Origin of the sequence: Bombilactobacillus thymidiniphilus, assembly GCF_023380245.1 — a bacterium.
GTDB lineage: Bacteria > Bacillota > Bacilli > Lactobacillales > Lactobacillaceae > Bombilactobacillus > Bombilactobacillus thymidiniphilus.
In genome coordinates this window covers 938,217-960,445 of the sequence record NZ_CP093365.1, presented here as the reverse complement: position 1 = coordinate 960,445, position 22,229 = coordinate 938,217, and the positions used below count along the sequence as shown (strand labels likewise).

General features: G+C 38.6%; 14 protein-coding genes. 2 read left to right on the top strand and 12 right to left on the bottom strand.

All coding sequences use genetic code 11. The features are described 5' to 3' along the window. Positions 1 to 3: 3 nt before the first annotated feature. The 6 genes from MOO47_RS04975 to MOO47_RS04950 form a co-directional block, all read right to left on the bottom strand. Positions 4 to 2,292: a BspA family leucine-rich repeat surface protein gene (locus MOO47_RS04975; protein ID WP_249512369.1), complete on the bottom strand. Its 2,289-nt coding sequence runs from the start codon at positions 2,290 to 2,292 to the stop codon at positions 4 to 6. A 340-nt stretch (positions 2,293 to 2,632) separates the two neighbouring features. Further along, positions 2,633 to 11,083: a DUF1542 domain-containing protein gene (locus tag MOO47_RS04970; RefSeq protein WP_249512368.1), complete on the bottom strand. Its 8,451-nt coding sequence runs from the start codon at positions 11,081 to 11,083 to the stop codon at positions 2,633 to 2,635. Between the two features lie 123 nt (positions 11,084 to 11,206). Further along, positions 11,207 to 11,554, bottom strand: a complete 348-nt coding sequence (locus MOO47_RS04965) for a type II toxin-antitoxin system PemK/MazF family toxin (protein ID WP_249512367.1) — start codon at positions 11,552 to 11,554, stop codon at positions 11,207 to 11,209. Continuing rightward, the gene (locus MOO47_RS04960) at positions 11,554 to 11,772 is read right to left on the bottom strand and encodes a hypothetical protein (RefSeq protein ID WP_249512366.1); all 219 of its coding nucleotides are present in this window, start codon (positions 11,770 to 11,772) and stop codon (positions 11,554 to 11,556) included. The genes MOO47_RS04965 and MOO47_RS04960 overlap by 1 nt, the downstream gene beginning before the upstream one ends. Before the next feature lie 66 nt (positions 11,773 to 11,838). Next, a complete protein-coding gene (locus MOO47_RS04955; protein ID WP_249512365.1) occupies positions 11,839 to 12,546 on the bottom strand; it encodes an MgtC/SapB family protein in 708 nt (235 codons plus the stop codon). Positions 12,547 to 12,611: 65 nt separating this feature from the next. Next, positions 12,612 to 13,346, bottom strand: a complete 735-nt coding sequence (locus tag MOO47_RS04950) for a hypothetical protein (protein WP_249512364.1) — start codon at positions 13,344 to 13,346, stop codon at positions 12,612 to 12,614. Between the two features lie 82 nt (positions 13,347 to 13,428). Between MOO47_RS04950 and MOO47_RS04945 the strand changes: the two genes are divergently transcribed. Beyond that, complete coding sequence (locus tag MOO47_RS04945) at positions 13,429 to 14,265, top strand: outer membrane protein assembly factor BamD (protein WP_249512363.1); 837 nt, start codon at positions 13,429 to 13,431, stop codon at positions 14,263 to 14,265. Between the two features lie 34 nt (positions 14,266 to 14,299). On the opposite strand, the gene MOO47_RS04940 is transcribed toward MOO47_RS04945, so the two are convergent. From MOO47_RS04940 to MOO47_RS04915, 6 genes are all read right to left on the bottom strand, one after another. Then, positions 14,300 to 15,370 carry a S66 family peptidase gene (locus MOO47_RS04940; protein ID WP_249512362.1) on the bottom strand — a complete coding sequence of 357 codons (1,071 nt, stop codon included), beginning with the start codon at positions 15,368 to 15,370 and terminating at the stop codon, positions 14,300 to 14,302. A 55-nt stretch (positions 15,371 to 15,425) separates the two neighbouring features. Then, complete coding sequence (locus MOO47_RS04935; RefSeq protein WP_249512361.1) at positions 15,426 to 16,820, bottom strand: APC family permease; 1,395 nt, start codon at positions 16,818 to 16,820, stop codon at positions 15,426 to 15,428. Positions 16,821 to 17,016: 196 nt separating this feature from the next. Beyond that, positions 17,017 to 19,191 (bottom strand): phage tail tip lysozyme, encoded by a 2,175-nt coding sequence (locus MOO47_RS04930; protein WP_249512360.1) that lies wholly within the window; start codon positions 19,189 to 19,191, stop codon positions 17,017 to 17,019. A 142-nt stretch (positions 19,192 to 19,333) separates the two neighbouring features. After that, positions 19,334 to 20,146 carry a metal ABC transporter permease gene (locus MOO47_RS04925; RefSeq protein ID WP_249512359.1) on the bottom strand — a complete coding sequence of 271 codons (813 nt, stop codon included), beginning with the start codon at positions 20,144 to 20,146 and terminating at the stop codon, positions 19,334 to 19,336. After that, a complete protein-coding gene (locus tag MOO47_RS04920) occupies positions 20,146 to 20,739 on the bottom strand; it encodes a metal ABC transporter ATP-binding protein (RefSeq protein WP_260523916.1) in 594 nt (197 codons plus the stop codon). The genes MOO47_RS04925 and MOO47_RS04920 overlap by 1 nt, the downstream gene beginning before the upstream one ends. 40 nt (positions 20,740 to 20,779) lie before the next feature. After that, the gene (locus MOO47_RS04915; RefSeq protein ID WP_249512357.1) at positions 20,780 to 21,664 is read right to left on the bottom strand and encodes a metal ABC transporter solute-binding protein, Zn/Mn family; all 885 of its coding nucleotides are present in this window, start codon (positions 21,662 to 21,664) and stop codon (positions 20,780 to 20,782) included. A 119-nt stretch (positions 21,665 to 21,783) separates the two neighbouring features. Between MOO47_RS04915 and MOO47_RS04910 the strand changes: the two genes are divergently transcribed. Further along, positions 21,784 to 22,227, top strand: a complete 444-nt coding sequence (locus MOO47_RS04910) for a Fur family transcriptional regulator (protein WP_249512356.1) — start codon at positions 21,784 to 21,786, stop codon at positions 22,225 to 22,227. Positions 22,228 to 22,229 lie beyond the last annotated feature (2 nt).

Here is a 22,229-nt window from a genome sequence, read left to right as displayed (position 1 = left end):
ATATTAGTGGGGGGTATTGTTCCAAGTATAGGTAATTGCTGTTTTATAGGTACCCCATTTAGGATATTTATTTGGTAGAAATTGTAGCTGAAATAAACTAGCTAGATCTGTCTTACTATAACTAACTTGGTCGGCAGCAACTGTTTTGTTTAAATCAACATCAGTTAAACCTATCGGTTTTTCAAGTGACTGCCAAGGACTATCTTCACTCTGACGGAAAAATAAATGATTAGCCAGATCGAAAGAATCAGCACTTGCAGGATGACTAGCAGTCATGGTCACATCATTAGGAACAGCATCACGATCCAAGCGATCATAGCGCGTGTCTACAATTTTTAGATCGCCAGAACCAGTACCCAATGGATGCAATTGTGAAGAGTTACTTGTCAGTAAAAAGTGGCTACCAAAATTAAACTTAGTAGGCGCACTCATGGTTAATAAACCTGGATTTTGATCCCAGACGAAATCATGATCTTTCCCGTCTGCCATGGCTTTATACACATCGTCCTGTGAAAATTTGTCTCCTGCTGGTTCATTAGGATTATCACTAGGTTTAACTTCGCGCCAATTAGCACTAGCAGCTTTCAATAGATACTTAGGGTGATCACTATCATAAAAAACTTGATTAGCTGTATGACTAGGTAAACCTGCATCCTTCGCATTAAATTTACCATTAACATGCAAGTGCCATAAACTTGTGCAACCTGAAAGCATACTAGTTGTGTATGCACCACCATTAGAATTTAATCCAGTCAAATCAAGGGTCTGTAAGCTTTTACATCCAGCAAACAAAGATTCAGCCGAAGAAATATTAGAATTAAACAAATGCTGTAAGCCCTTAATTTCAGTTAGATTGTACATGCTTTGAAAAAAACCATTCAGACTACTACCTTTAACCGTTACATCATCATCGATAACTACTCGTTGTACTGCACCAATATTAGCCGAAGATTCTGAATTCCAAGGCCAATAGAAAGTTTGATGATCAGTGTCAGACAACTGATGGTGAGCAATGTGTAAAGTTCCTTGATCATCAATTGTCCACCACTGTGGCTCCCAAACATATGTCCAAATAGGCAACCCTGTTATAGAATTGACACTATTACTATTGTGAGAGTTAATATCATCGATAAGTAGCATTGGTGACAGAGTAGCTACCCCATTAGCCTTAGTAGGATCGGTTTCAGGAATACCAACTTTGCCTCCCATTTCCTTCCAATTCCAAGCACCACCGTCTTCAGCAGCTAATTCGTAAGGAGCTGCTGAACGATCCCTAGTAGGAAAGAGATTAGTGTAGTAAGATTGTCCTCCGGAAATTCCCGGTACATCAACAACATTGATATTAATTTTAGCATTAGGTCCCACAGAAAACTGCCAGAGACTACTACAACCGGTTAATGGTGAATCTGTTTGTCTAGCACTCCTGTCAGGAGGCATATTGAAATCATTAAAATTAATTTTTTGCAGTTTATCATCGTAAGAGAACATCCTTCCACAACCTGCGACCGCAAGCATGGTAGGTGCCAAAGTGACACTTTGCAAACTTGTGTCTTTACTAAACATCTTTGAGGTAGATGTTACCTTAGATAAATTTAAATCACTCAAATCAATAGTAGTTAAAGAAGAACACTGTTCAAACATGGACTCAACAGTAATCACATTACTGGTATCCCATTTAGAAAAATCGATAGATTCATTAAGATCGTCGTCAGTCAAACTTTTACATCCAGCAAATAAAGAATTTAGCCTTGTAATATCACTACTAATCAATCTATCTAAACCAGTCACATGACGTAAGTTAATACAATTTTGAAACAATGCGGGAATTGAAGTAGCAGTTGTAGTATCTTCCATCACTGCTGAGGTAATGTATTGCGCATACTTTGTCCAAGGCCACGGACGAGATATAATTGCAATAGGGGCATTAGGATCATTCAAAACACCTGAAAGCGCATCATTACTGTAGTTTAATTGATGATTTCTGATGTGCAAGACATTATCTTTTATGTACCACCACTTTGTTGAATCATTAGGATCATTAACGCTAAAATCAGGAACATTTGTTGTGGTGGTGGCGTCTAAATTATTAGTCACTTTCCAAGTGAGGGGAGAGGAAGTATCATTATCACCAGTGGAAACTGGAGTCTTGGAAGTTAATTTTTGATTAAAATCTATGGTTTGCTGCATATCGCTAGCGTTAACAGCATTATAGACATTAGACATAACCAGAATACATAAAAAGGCAGTCATTAATAGACTACCTAAAATTTTGATAAACTTCTTACTAAACATAATATCTCCCCAATGATCGTATGCAATATCGTAAAACATATATTAGTTATAATTATTTAAGAGAATACTATGGTTATGACACGAGATAAACAATGATATCTATATTATGTCCATACAGATTTATGGTAATAAATAAGATATCATTGAGAGTCAAAAAAGAATCCTAATGTATCACCTCATCGCTATTATACTACACAAAAACGGGTATGTTTATTATTTCACTATATAAATTATTTAAAGTAAATTGCCCACACAAAACCAAAAAATAACTAAAATAGCACATTAACTTTATGTACAAAAACCAAATTGCTTTGCAAAACAATTTGGTTTTTTGCGTAATTTAATTCAGTAAACCATCAATTGATTTAACCCATGCATTAGTCGATACTCGATAATAAGTTTGACCAGAAATTTGCACAGTCACACCAACTTGCCAACTCGTACCTGCTGGCAAGACCCAATTACTAATCTTAGCCATAGCACCAGTAGCGTAGTTCAATTGATACAAGCTAGCTTGAGGTGCTGTAGTGATCATCACAGCATGATTAGCACCGATATCATTCATATGATCAGTTTTATGAACTAATGTAGCAGCAATATCTTCTGCATGAACATATTGGTTATCACCAATTTGATACAACACTTGACCGTCCACCAACTTCTTTTTATCTGTAACAATCCATTGCGAACCAGCCGGCACCACTGTAGCAGTCAACTGACCATTAGCGTCATAAATAGAAGCTTGACTTTCAGGCGCAATCATCAACGTACCCATAGCATCCATCTTTTGCTGAATATCACTAGCTTTAACAAATTGGTGTGGTGAAATTCGATAGAAGTCTTCACCATTAACGCTAACTTTCTTATCAATATAGAACCAAGAACCACTTGTCAAAAACGTATCAGAAGCCATCGGTTGACCATCTTGATCATAAATCTGAACAAAATTTCCACCATCGCCAGCAGCTAGCAAGATTGCTTGTTGGCTGTCAGTTAATTGACCAGGTTGTGAATTAGTCGAAGCTGGTACGCTAGGGTGCTGATTTTGGTAATCAGTAATATTCGCATTGATATCATCAATGCCATTAATCGCAGCTGCAATTGCTGCTGAATTAGTTGGCGCACTAGTAATATTATTTAAAGCATCATTGTAAGCTTGAGTAATTTTAGTTTCCAAAGCTTGCTTATCAGCAGTGGAACCATTCAAACCAGCAACTTGATCCATAGCTTGTTTTTTAGCAGCAGCCAAAGCTTGTTGCACCATAGCTTGAACATCAGCTAAATCACCATCAGACAGCTGATCAGTGAGCAAACCATTCATATTGGAAATGCCGACGTTAGCCGCTGAACCAACACCATCTTGCGTTGTAGCATTGTTCACATTAGTGGAAGCTTTAGCAAATTCATCTTTCACTCGTTGTTTCAAAGCAGTCACAGCTTCAGACGATAAGTTCGAGTTATCAATAATTGCGTTCACATTATTTTGCGTATTAGCTAAGCTGTTCAAAGCATCTTGCTTAGCTTGATCAATATCAGAACCCTTAATACTATTAGCAATCGCATCCAAGGCAGAATTACCAGACAAGCCAGCAGCCATGGCATCAGCAGACGTAGTAGCAGCATTAATCTGATCTTTAGCAGCGGTATAAGCACTATTGACTTGATCGCGCAAAGTTTTCTTCTTACTGTCGGGAACATTGAGAGCGTTAATCCGTTGATTAGCTGTCGTCTTAGCATTATCCAAGCCAGAAAGTGCTGCTTGTTGGGCAGAAGCCAAATCATTATTTGTAGTTGCTTGGGTCACAGCTTCATTGATGGCAACAACCCCGTTATTAGCAGCAGTATTAGCAGCAGTTGCAGTGGTAGCGTTTTGCACATTATTGAGTGCATTTTGGTAGGCATTTTGTACTTGATCACGCAAACTTTGCTTATCAGTCGCCGATAATGGCAGACCACTAATAGCTGAATTAGCGGCTGCTAAAGCAGAATCCAATTGCTGATGAGCATCAGTTTTAGCTTGATCTAAATTATTATTATCTTGATTCAAAGAAACAACTTCTTGCACTTGTTGTGCACCAGCTTGACCTGCTACTTGTGCTTCTGTCGACGTTGTTGCATGATCAATATTTGCTTTTGCACCTTTATATTGATTTTGAAGCTTTTGGCGAGCGGCGGCTTTATCGACAGACGAGATAGCCAAATTATCAATTACCGCGTTAGCATTATTATAAGCTTGCTGTAAAGCAGCGTTAGCCCCAGCTTGAGCTTGCTCTAAGTTTTGCTTATCAGCATCGTTTTGAATATTGGTAATCTTAGCAGAACCAGCTGCTTGAGCCGTATTGACAGCATCAGAATCGATAGCGCTTGCAACTTGATTTTGCGCGTTAGTTAAAGCTTGTTCGACTTGATTTTTCAAATCAGCTTTATCAGAATTCGACAAAGTCGTTTGGTCAATTGAGTCGTCAACCTGCTTAGCATCTTGCTGTAAAGTAGCATTGGCCTTGATTTTATCAATACTTAAATTGCCAGCTGTTTGTGCATTTGTGACGGCTTCAGACGTTGTAGCATGATCAACAGATGTTTTTGCGTCACTTAATTTATCCGCGACTTGCTGTTTGAGGTCAGTTTTATCAGCATCGGAAAGATCGGTTGCATCAATTGCATTTGTAGCATCGTCAGCTGTTTGTTGCAAGGAAGCGTTAGCATTAACTTTTTGCATTGCCAATTCGCCAGCTGTTTGCGCATTATTAACATCGTCAGGACTAGTTGCGTTATTAACATTTGTTTGAGCGGTGGACAAAGCCGAATTAATCTGATCAATGAGATCTGTTTTGACATCTTCAGACAAATTCAAGGCATTAACTGCATTTTTGGCATTGTCAGCTGCTTGGGTCAAATTATTATTAGCTGTTGTTTTAGAATCTGATAAAGCTTTATCTTGGTTATGCGCAGTGTTTTGTACACTTTCAATATTTGAAACACCATCATTTTTTGCGTCTGTTATGGCACTATTAGTGCTTGCACTATTAACAGCTGCTTTGGCAGAACTTAATTTATCATTAACTTGCCCTTTTAATTCTGACTTAGCTGCTTCGGAAAGACTCGTTTGGTCAATATCTGCATCAGCTTGTTGAGCAGCCTGCTGTAATGCAGCGTTAGCGTTAACTTTTTGAATATTAAGTTCGCCGGTATTTTGAGCGTCTGTAACTGCTTCTGGTGTCGTGGCTGCAGCTATATTATTCTTAGCAGTCGTCACAGCAGAATCTACTTGATCAAGCAAAGCTTGTTTATCATCGGCAGATAAATCAGTCGCATTGATAGCGTCTTTAGCAGATTGCGCTTTACTATCTAAAGCAGTATCGGCGTTATTTTGCGCGGTTTGCAGGGCACCATTCTGATTAGCAGCACTAGTTTTAACGTCATTAATATTGTTTGTCCCAGTGTTTTGTTCTGTCGTAACATCAGCAGAAGTTGTGGCAGAATTGACTTTTCCTTGTGCTGTAGTCAAAGCACTATCAACTTGAGATTTCAAATTATTTTTATCTGTGTCTGATAATTCAGTCTGATCAATGGAATTTTTAGCTTCAGTAGCGGCTTGCTGTAAAGCAGCGTTAGCGTTAACTTTTTGAATATTAAGTTCGCCGGTATTTTGAGCGTCTGTAACTGCTTCTGGTGTCGTGGCTGCAGCTATATTATTCTTAGCAGTCGTCACAGCAGAATCTACTTGATCAAGCAAAGCTTGTTTATCATCGGCAGATAAATCAGTTGCATTGATAGCGTCTTTAGCAGATTGCGCTTTACTATCTAAAGCAGTATCGGCGTTATTTTGCGCGGTTTGCAGGGCACCATTCTGATTAGCAGCACTAGTTTTAACGTCATTAATATTGTTTGTACCAGTGTTTTGTTCTGTCGTAACATCAGCAGAAGTTGTGGCAGAATTGACTTTTCCTTGTGCTGTAGTCAAAGCACTATCAACTTGAGATTTCAAATTATTTTTATCGGCGTCCGACAATTCAGTCTGATCAATGGAATTTTTAGCTTCAGTAGCAGCCTGCTCTAATGCAGCGTTAGCACTCACTTTTTGAATATTAAGTTCGCCGGTATTTTGAGCGTCTGTAACTGCTTCTGGTGTCGTGGCTGCAGCTATATTATTCTTAGCAGTCGTCACAGCAGAATCTACTTGATCAAGCAAAGCTTGTTTATCATCGGCAGATAAATCAGTCGCATTGATAGCGTCTTTAGCAGATTGCGCTTTATTATCTAAAGCAGTATCGGCGTTATTTTGCGCGGTTTGCAGAGAACCATTCTGATTAGCAGCACTAGTTTTAACGTCATTAATATTGTTTGTACCAGTGTTTTGTTCTGTCGTAACATCAGCAGAAGTTGTGGCAGAATTGACTTTTCCTTGTGCTGTAGTCAAAGCACTATCAACTTGAGATTTCAAATTATTTTTATCTGTGTCTGATAATTCAGTCTGATCAATGGAATTTTGAGCTTCAGTAGCAGCCTGCTGTAATGCAGCGTTAGCACTCACTTTTTGAATATTAAGTTCGCCGGCTGTTTGCGCATTATTAATATCGTCAGTTGTTGTAGCATTCTCGACATTCGTTTTAGCATCGCTCAACTTATCAGCAACTTGTTGTTTAAGGTCAGTCTTAACCTCATCGGAAAGATCAGTGGCATCAATTGCTGCACTCGCCTTATCAGCAGCTTGTTGCAGTGAAGTATTTGCGCTCAACTTTTGAATATTAAGCTCACCAGCTGTTTGGGCAGAGGTGACGTCGTCAGTACTTGTCGCCGTATTAACATTATTTTTCGCTGTATCTAAAGCATCATTGACTTGATTAACATAGTTGGTTTTATCACTTTCTGGCAAGTCGGATTGGTTAATCTTTGCAATAGTATTATCCACAGCTTGCTGTAAAGCATTATTAGCATCGTTTTTAGCTTGCGTGAGCGCTTGTTCTTGGTTGCCAGCATCAGTTTGCACACTTTTAATATCTGCAACACCATTATCTTGTGCGTTAGTGACGGCTTCAGATGTGTCAGCATTATTAATATTTGATTTATCAGCAACTAATTTATCGCTGACTTGTTGTTTCAAATCATTTTTAGCAGTAGCAGAAAGATCAGTAGCATCAATTGCGGTATTAGCCTTGTTAGCAGCTTGTTGCAAAGCAGCATTGGCATTAACCTTTTGCATTGCTAATTTGCCAGCTGTTTGCGCAGTCGTTACCTCAGACTCACTATTTGCATTATTAACATTATTTTGCGCATCTTGCAAAGCAGCATTGATTTGATTTTGGAGATCTTCTGTATCTTCAGCTGAAAGACCCATACTGTCAATATTACTTTTAGCAGTTGCAGCTGCATCAGCTAACTCAGAATTGGTTTTATTTTTATTAGCTTGCAAAACTTGCTGAGTACCTTTTTGTTGCACATTATTGATATTATTAACACCTGTATCACGTGCAACAGCAACCTCTGTCGAGGAAGTAGCGTCATTAACCGACGTTTTAGCAGTCGTTAAAGCAGAATTAACTTGCTGAACTAAACCAGCTTTAGTATCATCATCCAAATTCATACCTTGAATGTTAGTGATTGCTTTATTGGCTGCAGATTCTAAAGCAGCATTGGCATCAGATTGAGATTGTGACAAATCATCACTGACTGCCTGATTAGCAATACTATTAATGTTAGTGACCCCCGCAGACGAAGCCGATTGCACACTGGCAGGCGAAGTTGCATTTTTCACATTATCAGCTGCTGTATTATAAGCATCTTGCACTTGTTGATTCAAAGTATCTTTTTGTGCCTGAGTCAAACTATTTGTGTTATCAATAACTTGCTTAGCCGAATTGACCGCATTTTGCAGAGCTTGCGTGGCATCGGTTTTAGCTTGTGCCAAATCAGAATTAGTAGCATCTATAACAACACCATTAATATCACTAATTCCTAAATCACGCGCCGCTGAAGCTCCATCAACACTAGTCGCATTATTCACATTTGTAACAGCAGCATCATATTTATCTTTAACGCTTTGTTTAAATTGGTCTTCTTGTTCTTGTGACAAACTCATATTATCAATAGTTTGATTAGCCGTGTTAACTGCCGTCTGCAAAGCATTTAAAGCATCAGATTGTGCCTCTCCTAAAGTATGTTGCTTATTAGCGGTCTGCAAAATATCATCAATATTTGAAATTCCTTGATCTTGTGCTTTAGTGGCATCTTCTACCGTTGTAGCACTATTGATGTTAGCTGCAGCTCGCTCATAAGCTGTTTGAATTTGATTATCAAAATCTTTTTTCTGCTCATTAGTTAAATTCATGCCGGAGATTGATTGTTTGGCACTAGTAGCAACATTTTGCAAACCATTTAAAGCATCTGTTTGTGCGCCAGATAATGCTTGACCCAAGCCAGATTGCACAACTGTGTTAATATTTGTCACACCGTCGTTAGTGGCAGTCGTCAAATCATCTTGTGTTGTGGCAGAATTTAAAGCGTTAATTGCATCATTATAAGCTTCTTGTGCCTCTTGTTTTAACTGCTGTTGAGCATCATGGGATACATTCATACCATTGATTTTGTCATTAGCGTTAGCAAGTGTGGTTTGTAAAGTTGTCACAGCTGCATTTTTATCTTGATTAAAGACTGCCTGTTCCAAATTAATTTGAATTGGATCACTGTAGACAAAATCTTTCGTAGCGGTAATGGAGACAGTAGGATCTGTACCCATTTGGTTAGCTTGATCAGCACTAATGGTGAAGTTGAAGTTGCCATTATCATCAGATTTGGCAAAGTATTTCACGATATTACCATCTTGTTGTTCACGCCAATACGGACTATCTAACGTACCTTCAATCGTAGTGGTATTACCATTAACCACTGAACTCACAGATAAATAAGCATCACCAACAGAAGTTTTACCAGAAATATCCCATGAACCGTCGGTGTTTTTATGTGCTGTGACACTGCCATTAACGATATCTACGAAATCACCAGCAGCGACAAATTCAATACGCCGTGGATTCTTGCTATCTAAATCTGCTGTAACAGCTTGTTCAGTGTCTTGATCAATACCTTCAATGTTATCATCAGTGATCGGCACCACCGTATTGTCATTACCAATTTGTAAATTGATTTTCTTTAAAGGATCTGATTTATCTTTATTTTCCGAATCAGTAAAAACATAACTAACTGTCGATAAAGTCAAGATTACACCGCTAGAAATTAAGCTAGCTGTCGTATTTTTACCGGCATCTAGGACAAAGTCCTCAGGATTATCGGTAGTAATATGAGCACCATTAGTCAAATTCAATAACTTAATATTGCCAGTTCCCGAACCACTTCCGGTCGTATCATTCAAAGCAACTTTAAATTGACTACCAGTAATTTTTAGTGCGGCATTAGAACCCGTCAAGGCCACCAAACTACCACTGTAAGTACCCATATCATCGCCAATAATATTAATTACCGAGTTTTTGCCAGTAGTAAAAGTACCACCAACAGTAATTGCGTTATCGCCATTAGTACTTTTAATATTGCCGTTTGTTGTAACATTAAGCGTAGCACCATCATTAACAGTTAAACTTGACCCAGAACTTGCCATATAAATGGCATTAGCCGTATCATTACCGGAACCAGTAATATTAATATTTAACGTGGACCCGGTTTCTAAAGTTACTTTACCTGTACCCGCTAAATAAATACCTCCTCCACTACTCCAAGTATTTTGGGCAAGATTACCATGAGAATGCGGATTAAAAGTAACTTGTGCACCTTTTCTAATATCTACACTGCCGGCACCAGAAATATAAATTACATTATCACGGTCTGTAGTACCTTCAAAAACGGAATTTTCATCAAAGATAACTTTCCCACCATTTCCAATTTCAAAAACTTGTTGGGAATTATCGTCTGTCACATTGGAAGCATTATCTGATGGACTTACATAAGTCGGTACTGAATTAGAAGTAACATGACCTTGCATAATGAAAGTTTGATTATTACCAGCATAAATCATCTGCGAACCAGTGTAGCTAATATTATCTAAAATAATCGTTGCTGCACCAATATTTCCGGTTTGCGCAATTCCCCAATAAGAAGTCCCGTATAAATCTAAATCACGATAAGTCACTATCGGATTATCCACTGCGCTAGATAATTGAACATAAGTACCTTTAAAATCAATATAAAAGTGATTTCCGGCAGTTGATTGAATCGTTAAATTACGCGCGGGGGTTGATAAGATACCTGAACCACTCATCGTAATATCATTATCAATATAAATCGTATTGATATCCTGATTGTTCAAAGCTGTTTTAAACTCTTGGCTATTGGTAACATGCGTTACGGTACTATCTAAATTAGTAATTGTTGGTTGCTGAGGGGCAACTGTTGCGCTATCACTAGGATCCGTGGCTTTATTAGCAACTAAATTATCAGTAGTCGGTGTTGTAATATTGTTACTAGCTGTTGTGCTGTCAGCATTGCTATTAGTAGCTGGACTAGTGCTATTTTGATTAGTATTTGTATTTACCGTGGACGAGTCGGCTGAGGAAGCTAACGCCTGTTGACTAGCAACTGGCGTTGTTGCTGGTTGTTGGACATCCGTCTGACTTGATAGAGGCGTTTTTGATTCTGATTGACTAGTTGCAGAATTTTCAGCAGTCTCAACTTGTGGATTGTCAACGCTGTCGGCAGCTACTTTGTTGTCATTCATTGATAACCACAAGGTAGTTGAAAATAACGTAACACCCATTGTTAGTAAAACTTTATTTTTACTTGGCATAATATCTATCTCCTCATAAATCAATTTGCATTATTGAGAATTGTTTCACTATTGACGAGCGCATCGTACAATATTAAATGAATTATCGTCAAATAAATCGCTTACAAAATCAGAAGAAGCTGTTTACATAAAACCAAAATCAAAGGCAATCAGCTGTGCTACGCTATAAAAATCAGCGTAACGCATCCGTTCAATGAACTCGACGTGCCGTTTGGAATCGGCTGTAATATCAAAGGAATAAATCTGCCGAGCAACGACTTGACCAGCTGTATGGTAGCCAACCAAGTCAAAAAAACCGTGTTTTTGACGAATTGTCGAAGTTATTGGTGCCACAATAATAAAACCCGTGTCAGCAATGAAAGCATCACTACTCAAAATCAACGCGGGACGTCGTTTTTTTATTTCGCGACCTCGGTGAGGATCAAAATCTACCCAGACCAAATCGCGTTGGCGGACACGACTAGAATCCATCACTCCACCTCAAAGAAATCAAAATCACCCCACTCTTCAGGCACATACTGCTTCTGAAAATTGGGGTTGAGATAAGGATTTGCTGTTTTTTTCATCAATAAGTAATTGTTACCAGCTTGTGGGATCAACAACCATTGCTGTTCCACTGTAAAAGAACCATCTGCAGGTAACTCTAAAAATAGCCGTTGACCAATTTGTTGAACTTGAACTTCCTTCATGGGTGTCATCTCCTCTTTTATTGAGTAAACCACTCGCTAGAGAAATAACACAACTAAATAGCTCAGCTAAACACTGATCATTTTAATCGCCATGACATTCTTATTCATAGAAATATCTTCAATGATATTGGCATAATTCAATTTATTAGGGATTTCAATTTCATAAATATTAGTGTAAATCCGATTATCAGTATCACTATTGCTGACGTTAAAGTTTACATCTCTCACTGTGATATTATGCATATCAAAATATTTTTGAATAAATTCTTTAGTTTCTTTTTTATGGCGATATTCAATCATAATTTTTTTCACAGGCACAATATGAAAAATCCGCTTTAAAGCTGTTAAAACTAGAAAAATGACCACCGTTCCAGCAACAGCAATTTCGTAATTACCCATACCAACGGCTAGGCCCAAACCAGCCACCGTCCATAAACTGGCTGCTGTCGTCAAACCGCGTACCACATGATGATGCACTAAAATTGTACCCGCACCCAAAAAGCCGACGCCACTGACTACTTGAGCAATTAAACGTGCATTATCTGCTCGTAAAACTCCGGCATAATGAGGATATCTAGCAGCCACATTCAACGCATCAAAGCCAATTTCTTTTTGAATCATGGCAATAATACAAGCACCCACACAAACCAAAATATGTGTCCGCACGCCAGCCGAATGATTACGTTGTTGGCGATTATAACCAATTAAACCCGCACAAAAAACCGCCAATAACAACCGAATAATAATTTCACTAAGAGGTAAATGTAAACCCATAAAATTGCTCCTTTTTTTGAATAACACTAAATAGTATATACTGCTTTGAAATATAGATAAAGTATTCACAATTGCACTACACGGCGCTGTTTAATCCAATGACCATTGACAATATGGTTAAAAAGTTCGCCATTTAGTTGAACTTGCTGATCAATGTCTAGAATCTCCCCTGCTAAAACACGCTGTTGAGGCAACTGATAAGCAGTTGCCGTTTGCTTATCAATATCCCACAAAGTAACTGCTAAACCTTGTGGAACTTGCACACATACTTTTTGATTAATTTTCTGTAAAGTTTTCGCAAAAATGCTTTGATCTGCTTGCCAAGAATGATTGATTAAAGCAACATCGCTAGCGCGCACCCACTGATTGCCCCCCAGTCGATACAATTTCGTATCTCGCAATTGGCGAATACCTTGATATACATGATAAGTACCCGCAACTAAAGTTCGGTAAAACCACGGCTGATTATCTTGGTTGACTACTGGCACAATCATCTTATCCAATCTTACTTGAAAACAACGCCGACTATTTTGCGTAACTTGCTTAGAAGCGGCAATCATTCTTTCACTTTCTGCAATTGATAAGTAACGCAACTCAAAAACTTGCAGTGTCTCTGCTTGAAAAACAGGTTGTTGTTGAGCAACTGTTTGTAAAGCCGTCGTCATGAAATAAACATAATTATTAATTTTAGGAACTTCTAAACTAATTTTTTGACCAGCTGGCCCTTGTAATTCTCGCATTGGCAGCAACTCTTTTAATTGCATATCCGAATATTTAATTTGAGCTCGTCCTGTTGACATCTTACTTCTCCATCTTCCTAAACTATTAGATTGATCCTGTGCATGCTATAATAAATAAGTCTTAAACATGGAGGTCTTTACTGTGATCAAAAAACGATTAACGACAATCATTATTTTAGGCATCAGCGCTCTGACACTAGCTGGTTGCCAGAATCAAAATAGTACCCAATCATATTCAACTATTATGGCAAAAGGGAACAAGGCTGTGCAACAAAAAAATTATCAAGCCGCCAAAGCTTATTTCAAATCTGCCAGTCTAGAAAAAAATAATACTAAGACTAGTGCTTACCAAAAGCAAGCTCAACATTTAGCAGATGCGCAAAACTATATTGCCAAATTTTATTTTGCCAATGCTAAGGATTCTTTGACAGCCGTTACGCACATTGATAACGGTTCCGACAAGATGATCAAAGTCGCTAAACAGCAACTAAAAACTCTGAAAACCGTCAAGAAAAATCGCCACTTGTACCACGAACAAATTGAACAAGCGGAGCAAAATAATGACAAGGGCAATACCCAACAAGCTCATGCGCAAGTTACTAAGCTCTTGAAAACAACCAAATTTCACCAGAATTATTACCGTGATTTATATGACCAAGCTGTCGAAATTTTGCTAACGAGTTCTCAAAGTTCTAACAATCAAAAAACTTCGAATAATCCTTCTCAAACTGATAATGATACTAATAAAAATGCTACCAATAATCAGAACAATTCTGCACCTGGTGAAACAGACACCATACAAAATCCAACTGCCAATGGCAAGAAAATCACCGCTGAAGATATTCAAAAGGCCCGCCAGCAATTACAAGAACAAGGTGTCCAAGAAAAAGCGGCAAGTGATAGCGACATCATTCGTGGTATTCAAAAAGCCGCTTCACAAGGAAGGACCAAAGTTACTCCCGAAGATGTTGGTGCTTAATCTGTTAATTGCAGTCCAATAATGGGCTGCTTTTTTAGTGCTGAAAATAAGGTTCCATAACCGTCAGGCCAGGTTGATCTAGATCCAACTGGACTTGCGCACCATATGGTAAAATCGTCCGTGGATAAGCATGCCCAAAATTAACATTGTATAAAATTGGCATCTGCCATTGCGCCGTTTGTGCTAGTAGTATCTCCCTATATTCATGAAAATATTTTTCATTTTGTGGTTTACCAACGATAATAGCTGCCACATATTCTAACACTCCTGTGGAAGCTAAGCTTTGCAACATTTGCCGATATAAAGCTGGTTTTGGACATTCTTCACTGGTTTCCAAGAACAAAATTTTGTCTTGCCACTGTGCTGCCGGTGGGAAAAGATGATAGTGCTTAATCAATTGCACTTCTTCATCTGAACCTGCTAAGGCAGCAAAAAGACTATCCAGACAACCGCCTAATAATTGTCCGCTAACAATTCCTCGTCCTCGCAAAACTTGATAGCCATGCTGCTCTTGATGTATGACGCGTTGACTGCCAACACTAGAAACAGAAAAATCAGTACGCTCTTCGTACCAACTGGGACTGGATTCAATTGGTGTTTGTGCTTGATCTTGTAAATAATGCATGAAAGTTTGCCGCGTGTACGGCAACATTTCTGGACCCAATTCTGCTAAATCATTCAAAAAATTAGGTCCATAAAAAGACTGCATACCTAACTTGTAGAACAATAAATGATTAATTGTCGTATCAGAAAAACCAGTAAAAAGTTTAGGATGATCATAGACATCTTGCTTAAAGTCAGTATCTTCCAGTAAATAAGGTAACAAGCGATAAGTGTCATTACCACCAATGGCAGCAATAATGCCCTTAATATTGGAGTCATGAAAAGCTTGTTTTAAATCTGCGGCACGAGCCTCAGGATGTGCTTTTAAATAATCCTGCCCTGCTAAGGTATGCTGCATCATGACTGGTTTCAAGCCAAATTGGCGCAAACGTTGCGTGCCTAAATGCAACTGATGGGCAGCAAATGATTCACCCAAAGTACCTGCTGATAAACTTACAATGGCTACTTGATCATCATGTTTTAATACTACTGGTTTTTGCATCAAAATCCCCCGTTTTTCCCCATCTATGTAGCAATAAAGCCGCTTAATTATGCGACTAAATCTTATGATTCTTCATATGACTATGATGCATGCCATATGCAAAATAAATGGCTGCCCCAATTGCAAACCAGATGAGCGATGCAATCCACGTAATTCGCTGTAATTTCAGCATCAGACCAATACATAACAACAACGAAATAATTGGTAGCACAGGATATAAAGGAACTTTGAAACCATCATTCACAATGTCGTCACGCTTACGTAGGAAAATCACACCTAGTGAAACGAAGGAAAAGGCAATCAGCGTACCAATATTAACCAATTCTGCCAATTGATTTAAGTCGATTAATCCACCCATCAAAGCAATAATAATTGTTACTACAGTTAAACTGTGGTTTGGCAAATGTTTATTATTAACTTGACCCAAAAAATTAGGCAGTAAACCATCACGACCAATTGCATAAACTAAACGTGAACTACTATAAATCATGGTAATCATCATCGTAAACATGCCTGCCATGGCACCAATCGCAATGATTCCTGCAATTTTATTTAAATGAAAATATTGCAAAGCATAAGAAACTGGATCCGCTAAATTTAACTTGCTATATGGTAACATCCCAGTCAAAACGGTGGATACTGCCATATATAAAATCGTCGCTACAATTAAAGTGCCAATGATGCCGATTGGCAAATTGCGCTGCGGATTTTTCACTTCTGGTGCTGATGATGACACTGCATCAAAACCTAGATAAGCAAAAAAGACCGTCGAGGCACCCGCTAGCATACCATTAGTTCCAAATGGCAAAAAAGGTGACCAATTTTTAGGTTTCACATAAAAACAACCGACAACTACAAACAACACAATAATGGCAATTTTGATAAGTACCATCCAATCATTAATTTTCATGGAGGTTTGCATACCTCGTGACAACATTAATGAAATAACTAGTACTACCAAGATTGCGACAACATTAATATACGTATGCTGGCTGGGATTCCACGCCCCAGAAATCGCTTTAGGTAATTGCACACCAAAACCTTGCAAAAAAGAATGAAAATAAGCTGAAAAGCCAACAGAAACAGTTGCTACAGCCAACATATATTCCAAAATCAAAGCCCAGCCAATCACCCAACCGATAAATTGACCAAAAATAATATTTCCATAAGAATAAGCGCTGCCCGCAACTGGTAAAGCAGAAGCAAATTCGGCATAACACATCGCTGCTGTTGCACAAACTACAGCTGCCAACAAGAAACTTAAAATAACACCCGGACCGCTAACAGTAGCTGCCACAGTACCTGGCAAGATAAAAATACCAGTACCGATAACTGCGCCAATGCCTAAAGCCATCAAATCTTTAGCGGTCATGGTTTTCTCAAATCGCTGATCAGCCTGCAAATAGTCTTGAACGGCTGCTTTTTGGGTCATCTGTTTCCAAACTGACATAGGTATCATCCTTTAATTTAAATTTAATTTTTAGGATAAATTAAATTGATGCTACTGTCAAATCGACATGGAATGACAGCATCAATATAATATATTTAGAAATAAAAATAACCAAATGCGTATATTAAATCACAATTAGAAAAATGGATCTATTCTACAAAAAAAGCGCTGCTTGCTGGCAACGCTTTGGAATTGTCTATAAAGCTGCAACATAACAAGTTCGCCCAGAATTGGTCTTATAAGTTAACCAAGTATATCCATCAGCTTGCACCGTTTGATAATAATAAACGGTCTCACCAGGTTGATATTGCCCAACAATCTGACCATTTAAACTAGGACTTAAACGAATATTAGTTGTTTGAGTGAAATAATAACTGCCTTGTTGAGATACAGCAGAACTTGGTGTGTCGTAATTGTCCACAACAGCTACGTAACAAGTCCGACCAGAAGCAGTCTGATATCCCAGCCACGTGTAACCATCAGCTTCGACTTTGGAAGAATAATTTACGCTTTGACCGCGACTATAGCGACCGACAATCTGACCACTCAAATTAGGATTTAAGCGAATATTGGTATCCACTGTAAAGGTATAAGTGCCTGTCGAACTTTCACTAGCTGGTGGGGCAACAACCGGCGTGTTATTGTCATCTGGTACATTGCCATCAACTACAGCAACATAGCATTGGCGACCTGAATTAGTCACATAACCAAGCCAAGTATAACCGTCAGCTTCAACTTTGGAAGAATAATTCACGCTTTGACCGCGACTATAGCGACCAACAATTTGACCATTCAAACTAGGATTTAAGCGAATATTGGTATCCACTGTAAAGGTATAAGTGCCTGTCGAGCTTTCACTAGCTGGTGGGGCAACAACCGGCGTATTATTGTCATCCGGTACATTGCCATCAACTACAGCCACATAGCATCGACGACCTGAATTGGTCTCATAACCAAGCCAAGTATAACCATCGGCTTCAACTTTAGACGAATAATTCACACTTTGACCGCGACTATAGCGACCAACAATCTGGCCACTCAAACTAGGATTTAAGCGAATATTGGTATCAACAGTGAAAGTATAAGTACCATTGGCTGGCACTTCAGTATTGTCAACCACTTCATCTGGCGTTTCAATATCAGCACTATCTGTATTACTGCCACTATCGACTACTGCAACGTAACAAATTCGCCCGCTAGCAGTATAGTAGCCTAGCCAACTATAACCATCAGCTTGCACAACAGTGAAATAATTTACTTGTTCACCGGCAGCATACCGACCGACAATTTGGCCACTCAAACTAGGACTCAACCGAATATTAGTATCCACTTTAAAAGTATAAGTACCATTCACATCGCTACTATCAGTAGTACCACTTAAATAATTGTACCAGTATCTAGCTTGCGTGCCACGTTGCGGCTGGTTAGGATTAGCCGGTCGTTCATAATTGGCTAAGAAAACTAAAGCTAAAGTTTCCGGAGATTGGGTGCTTTGAGTAAACTGTGTTGCTGTCATTGGATATTTAGAAGTTGCATAATATTGTCCAGCACTCGGATTACTCATTTCATAGTTGATGCGTAAACATTGAGCGTAAAGTGATTTAGGATCTAGACCTTGATTTTGGGCCCATGTAATATATTTATTACCTGGCGTCCACTGAACCAAACCGTAGCCACCGCCACCACCATTTTCCCAAGTATCTGGATATAAAGCACTTTCTGAAACAATATTTCCGATCAAACCAGCGATTGCATTAGGCGTCCAACCACGTTGAATAAAGAAATTATAAATATATTGGGCATTAGCAATTTGTGTTTGCGTATATGAAGCGCTCGGACTAGTCGAGGCAAAATTAGCCACACTAATATTTGGGGCACTAGCAGGTGCAGGATTAACAACTTGATTATCTTGCATGGTCGATGCCGTCACATCAACATCATTAGTTGCAGTTGTTATTGACGTGTCATTTTGGTTGGGAGTAGCTTCAATATTATTGGCAGTAGCGCTGGAATCAATCTGATCTGCTGGAGTAGTGGACGCTGAACTAGCAACAGACTGATTTGTAACTGTATAAGTAGAATTCTGTGTTGCTACGGAGGTCTCAGCCTCAATATCATTAGCTACATCTGGTCCAGCAACATTCTGTTCTTGCTGGTAATCATTAGCAGGATTCTGCTCAATAGCAGGTGTCACCTCCTGATCAGCAACACCAATCTGAGAGGATGACTGTTCATTATTGTTGTTTGGTGATTGTACTTGTCCAGTTTCAGCTTGTTTCACATCAGCAGCATGCACATTAGTGACATTATTAACTGTCAACATAGCGCCGCAAACCAAACACGATCCTAAAATATAATTTAAATTACGCAAAATACTGTCCTCCTGTGATAATGAACCACAATAAATTGCCTGGGTGCATTATCCTAAACATCTGCAATACATTTTAACAGCATTAACATCAACAAGAAACCCAAAATCTTTAAAAAAGCTTTACATTTTCTTAACATTATCATTAACTTTTGTGAAAAATTCCAAGAGTTAAACTTTTATTAATCAATGCTGAACCTAAATAAATAATTGTTTCCACGGTAGTAATAAAGAAAGTAACCGGCAAATTAGTCAAATAGCCTAAAAATAATCCTAGCCAAGTGCCAACTAAGGCAAAAACAATACTCAAACCAATTAAACTGCTGGTTGATCGACCAAAAAATTGCGCTGCAGCAGCCGGCAAAGTCAATAAAGCAAAGACTAATAGCGAGCCGACAATCTGTGAAACAACACTTACGCTCAGTGACATCATAATTAAAAACAACAAATTGATTGCCCAACTATGCCGAATACTATTTTGCGCACCAAGCGGATCAAAAAAAGTAAATTTCAGGCGCCGATATAATAAAAAGACGACCACTAATTCACCAAGTGCAATTAACAAAATTTGTATCACATCATGATTACTAATTCCTACAATACTACCAAATAAGATATTAGTCGCGTATGAAGAATTGGCTTGTGAAATTGACAAAAATAAAACGCCCAAACCCATAAAAAAAGCAGATATCAAACTAATCACAGTACTCTTCAAAGGCCGATTACGATTCGCTGTACCAGCAGCCAGAGCACTAAAAATAGTAAACAGTAACATACCATTCAAAGGTGTCCAGCCTAACCATAATCCAAAACTGGCTCCTGCAAAACCAATTTCAGATAAAGTATGCGTCAAAAATGATAAATGTCGTATGGTAATAAAAACGCCAATCACGCCACACAAGATTGAAATAACTGTCGCGACGATGAACGCATTTTGCATAAATTCATATTGCAGCATTAGTCTTTTGCCCCCGTTAATTCTAATTTGTGTTTACCAAAACGTTGTAGCACCGAGGAATCATGCGAGATCAAAATCACCGTGGTACCACGATCATTCAATTCTTGTACAACATCCATCACCAAAAATTTAGCGTGTTCATCCAAACTTGCTGTCGGCTCATCTAAAATCAAAATTTCTGGCTGATTGACAATTGCTTGTGCTAAATAAGCACGTTGTTTTTCTCCACCTGACATTTGTCCTACACGAAAGCTACTTTTAGAAGTTAAATGTACTTGTGCTAAAGAGTTTTGCACCAGTTGGCGTTCACTCCTACTCAGCCAAGGTATTAGCGAATGGCTCAACTTCAGCGCAACAAACGAGCGTGCCGATAAAGGATATTCAATATCTAAATTACGAAATTGTGGCACATAGCCAATTTTAGAATTATCAACTTGCCGTTGTACTTGGCCACTAGTCGGTGTCAATTGCCCTAACAAAATTTTGAGCAGTGTGGTCTTGCCAGAACCATTTGGTCCCACAATACAAAAAAAATCCCCTTGAAGGACTTCAAAGGAAATATTTTCAAAGATTAAGTGTTGGTCAAATCTCATTTTGAGATTTTTAACTTGGATTAATGCTTGTGCTGTCAATTTAATGCGCCTCGATTTTTAAAACTTGCTGGTATTGCTTTTGCATCCATTGTTGATAAGTTTGCCCGGCTGGCTGGGTTTCACTAACCTTGACTATTGGAACTTGGTGTTGTTGCGCTAGCTTAGTTAAATTGCCTACAACCGGATTGGTAGTCTGTTTGTTCACTACAAAAAACGCAATTTCACGCTTTTTGATCAACTCTTGCAAAGCTTCTACGTCTTTAGGAGCTGGATCAGAACCAGATTCCACAGCCTTGGCAAAATCAGCATCCACAATTTCGTATCCCATAGCTGCTAATGAATAATCAAAAACCGGCTCGCTGACTGCAACTTGTTTGAGTTGTCGCTTTTGTTTAATAGTTTGAAGTTGTTCATTGATTGGTTTTAAATCAGCAATATATTTTTGTGCATTCTTTTCAAAATAATTCTTTTTAGCTGGCCTTTGGGCACTCAATTCACGCGCTAGCTGATTGGCTGCTGCAGGTAAAGCTTTCGGTTCGTACCAAATATGCGGATTATCACCAGTTTTTTTATTCATTAGCTGACCAATATTGATCTTGTGCACTTGCTCATTATTAACCAGCAATTTATTCATCCAGCTGTCGTAACCAAGTCCATTATAAATTGCCACGGCGGCTTGGCTGGCTTTTTTAGCGTCTTGCACGCTCGGCTCAAAATCATGCGGATCAGCATTAGGATTACTAATTAAAGAAGTGACCGCAACTTGCCCTCCGCCAATTTTGCGTGCCATTTGGGCATACGTAGGGGTTGATGTTACCACTTGAATCTTGGTTGTTGCTTTGGAACTTTGCTGTGACTTGGTAGTTTGACAACCAACTAACAGCAGTAAAACAGGAACTAGCCAAAATAAACGTTTCTTGAACATGATAAACTCCTTATTGACGGATAAAATAGTTAATTATATACTCTAAACAGTAATAATTACTTTTTACATTTTAGCATAATCTTATCGTAACGTCTATAAATGATAATGGAAGTGAGCAATTGTCCGATTTACAAAAAGCACTCGCTGTTTTAAAAGCTAATAATTATAAATTGACTAAGCAACGCCAAGCTTTATTGCAATATTTGGCTACAAATGCGGATTATTATATTGCGCTAGCCCAAATTGATCAGCATTTACGCGCTATGTTTCCAAAAATGAGTCATGAAACAGTCTATCGTAATGTTAAAGAAATGCATGATATCGGCATTGTCGAGACTAAGCATTTTCAAAATGGCTTACGTGCTAAATTTCAATGTGACTTTCTATCACAAAAACACAGTCATTTCATTTGCCAAAATTGCGGACGTACCACAGAGATTCCGTTGCCCGATTTTGCCACTGCGCAAGCTGAATTGGGCAATTGTATCATTAAAACACAACTTGTCGAATTGCAGGGTATTTGTGCACAATGCAATCAAAAACAGCCGCCTGAAGGCGACTGAAT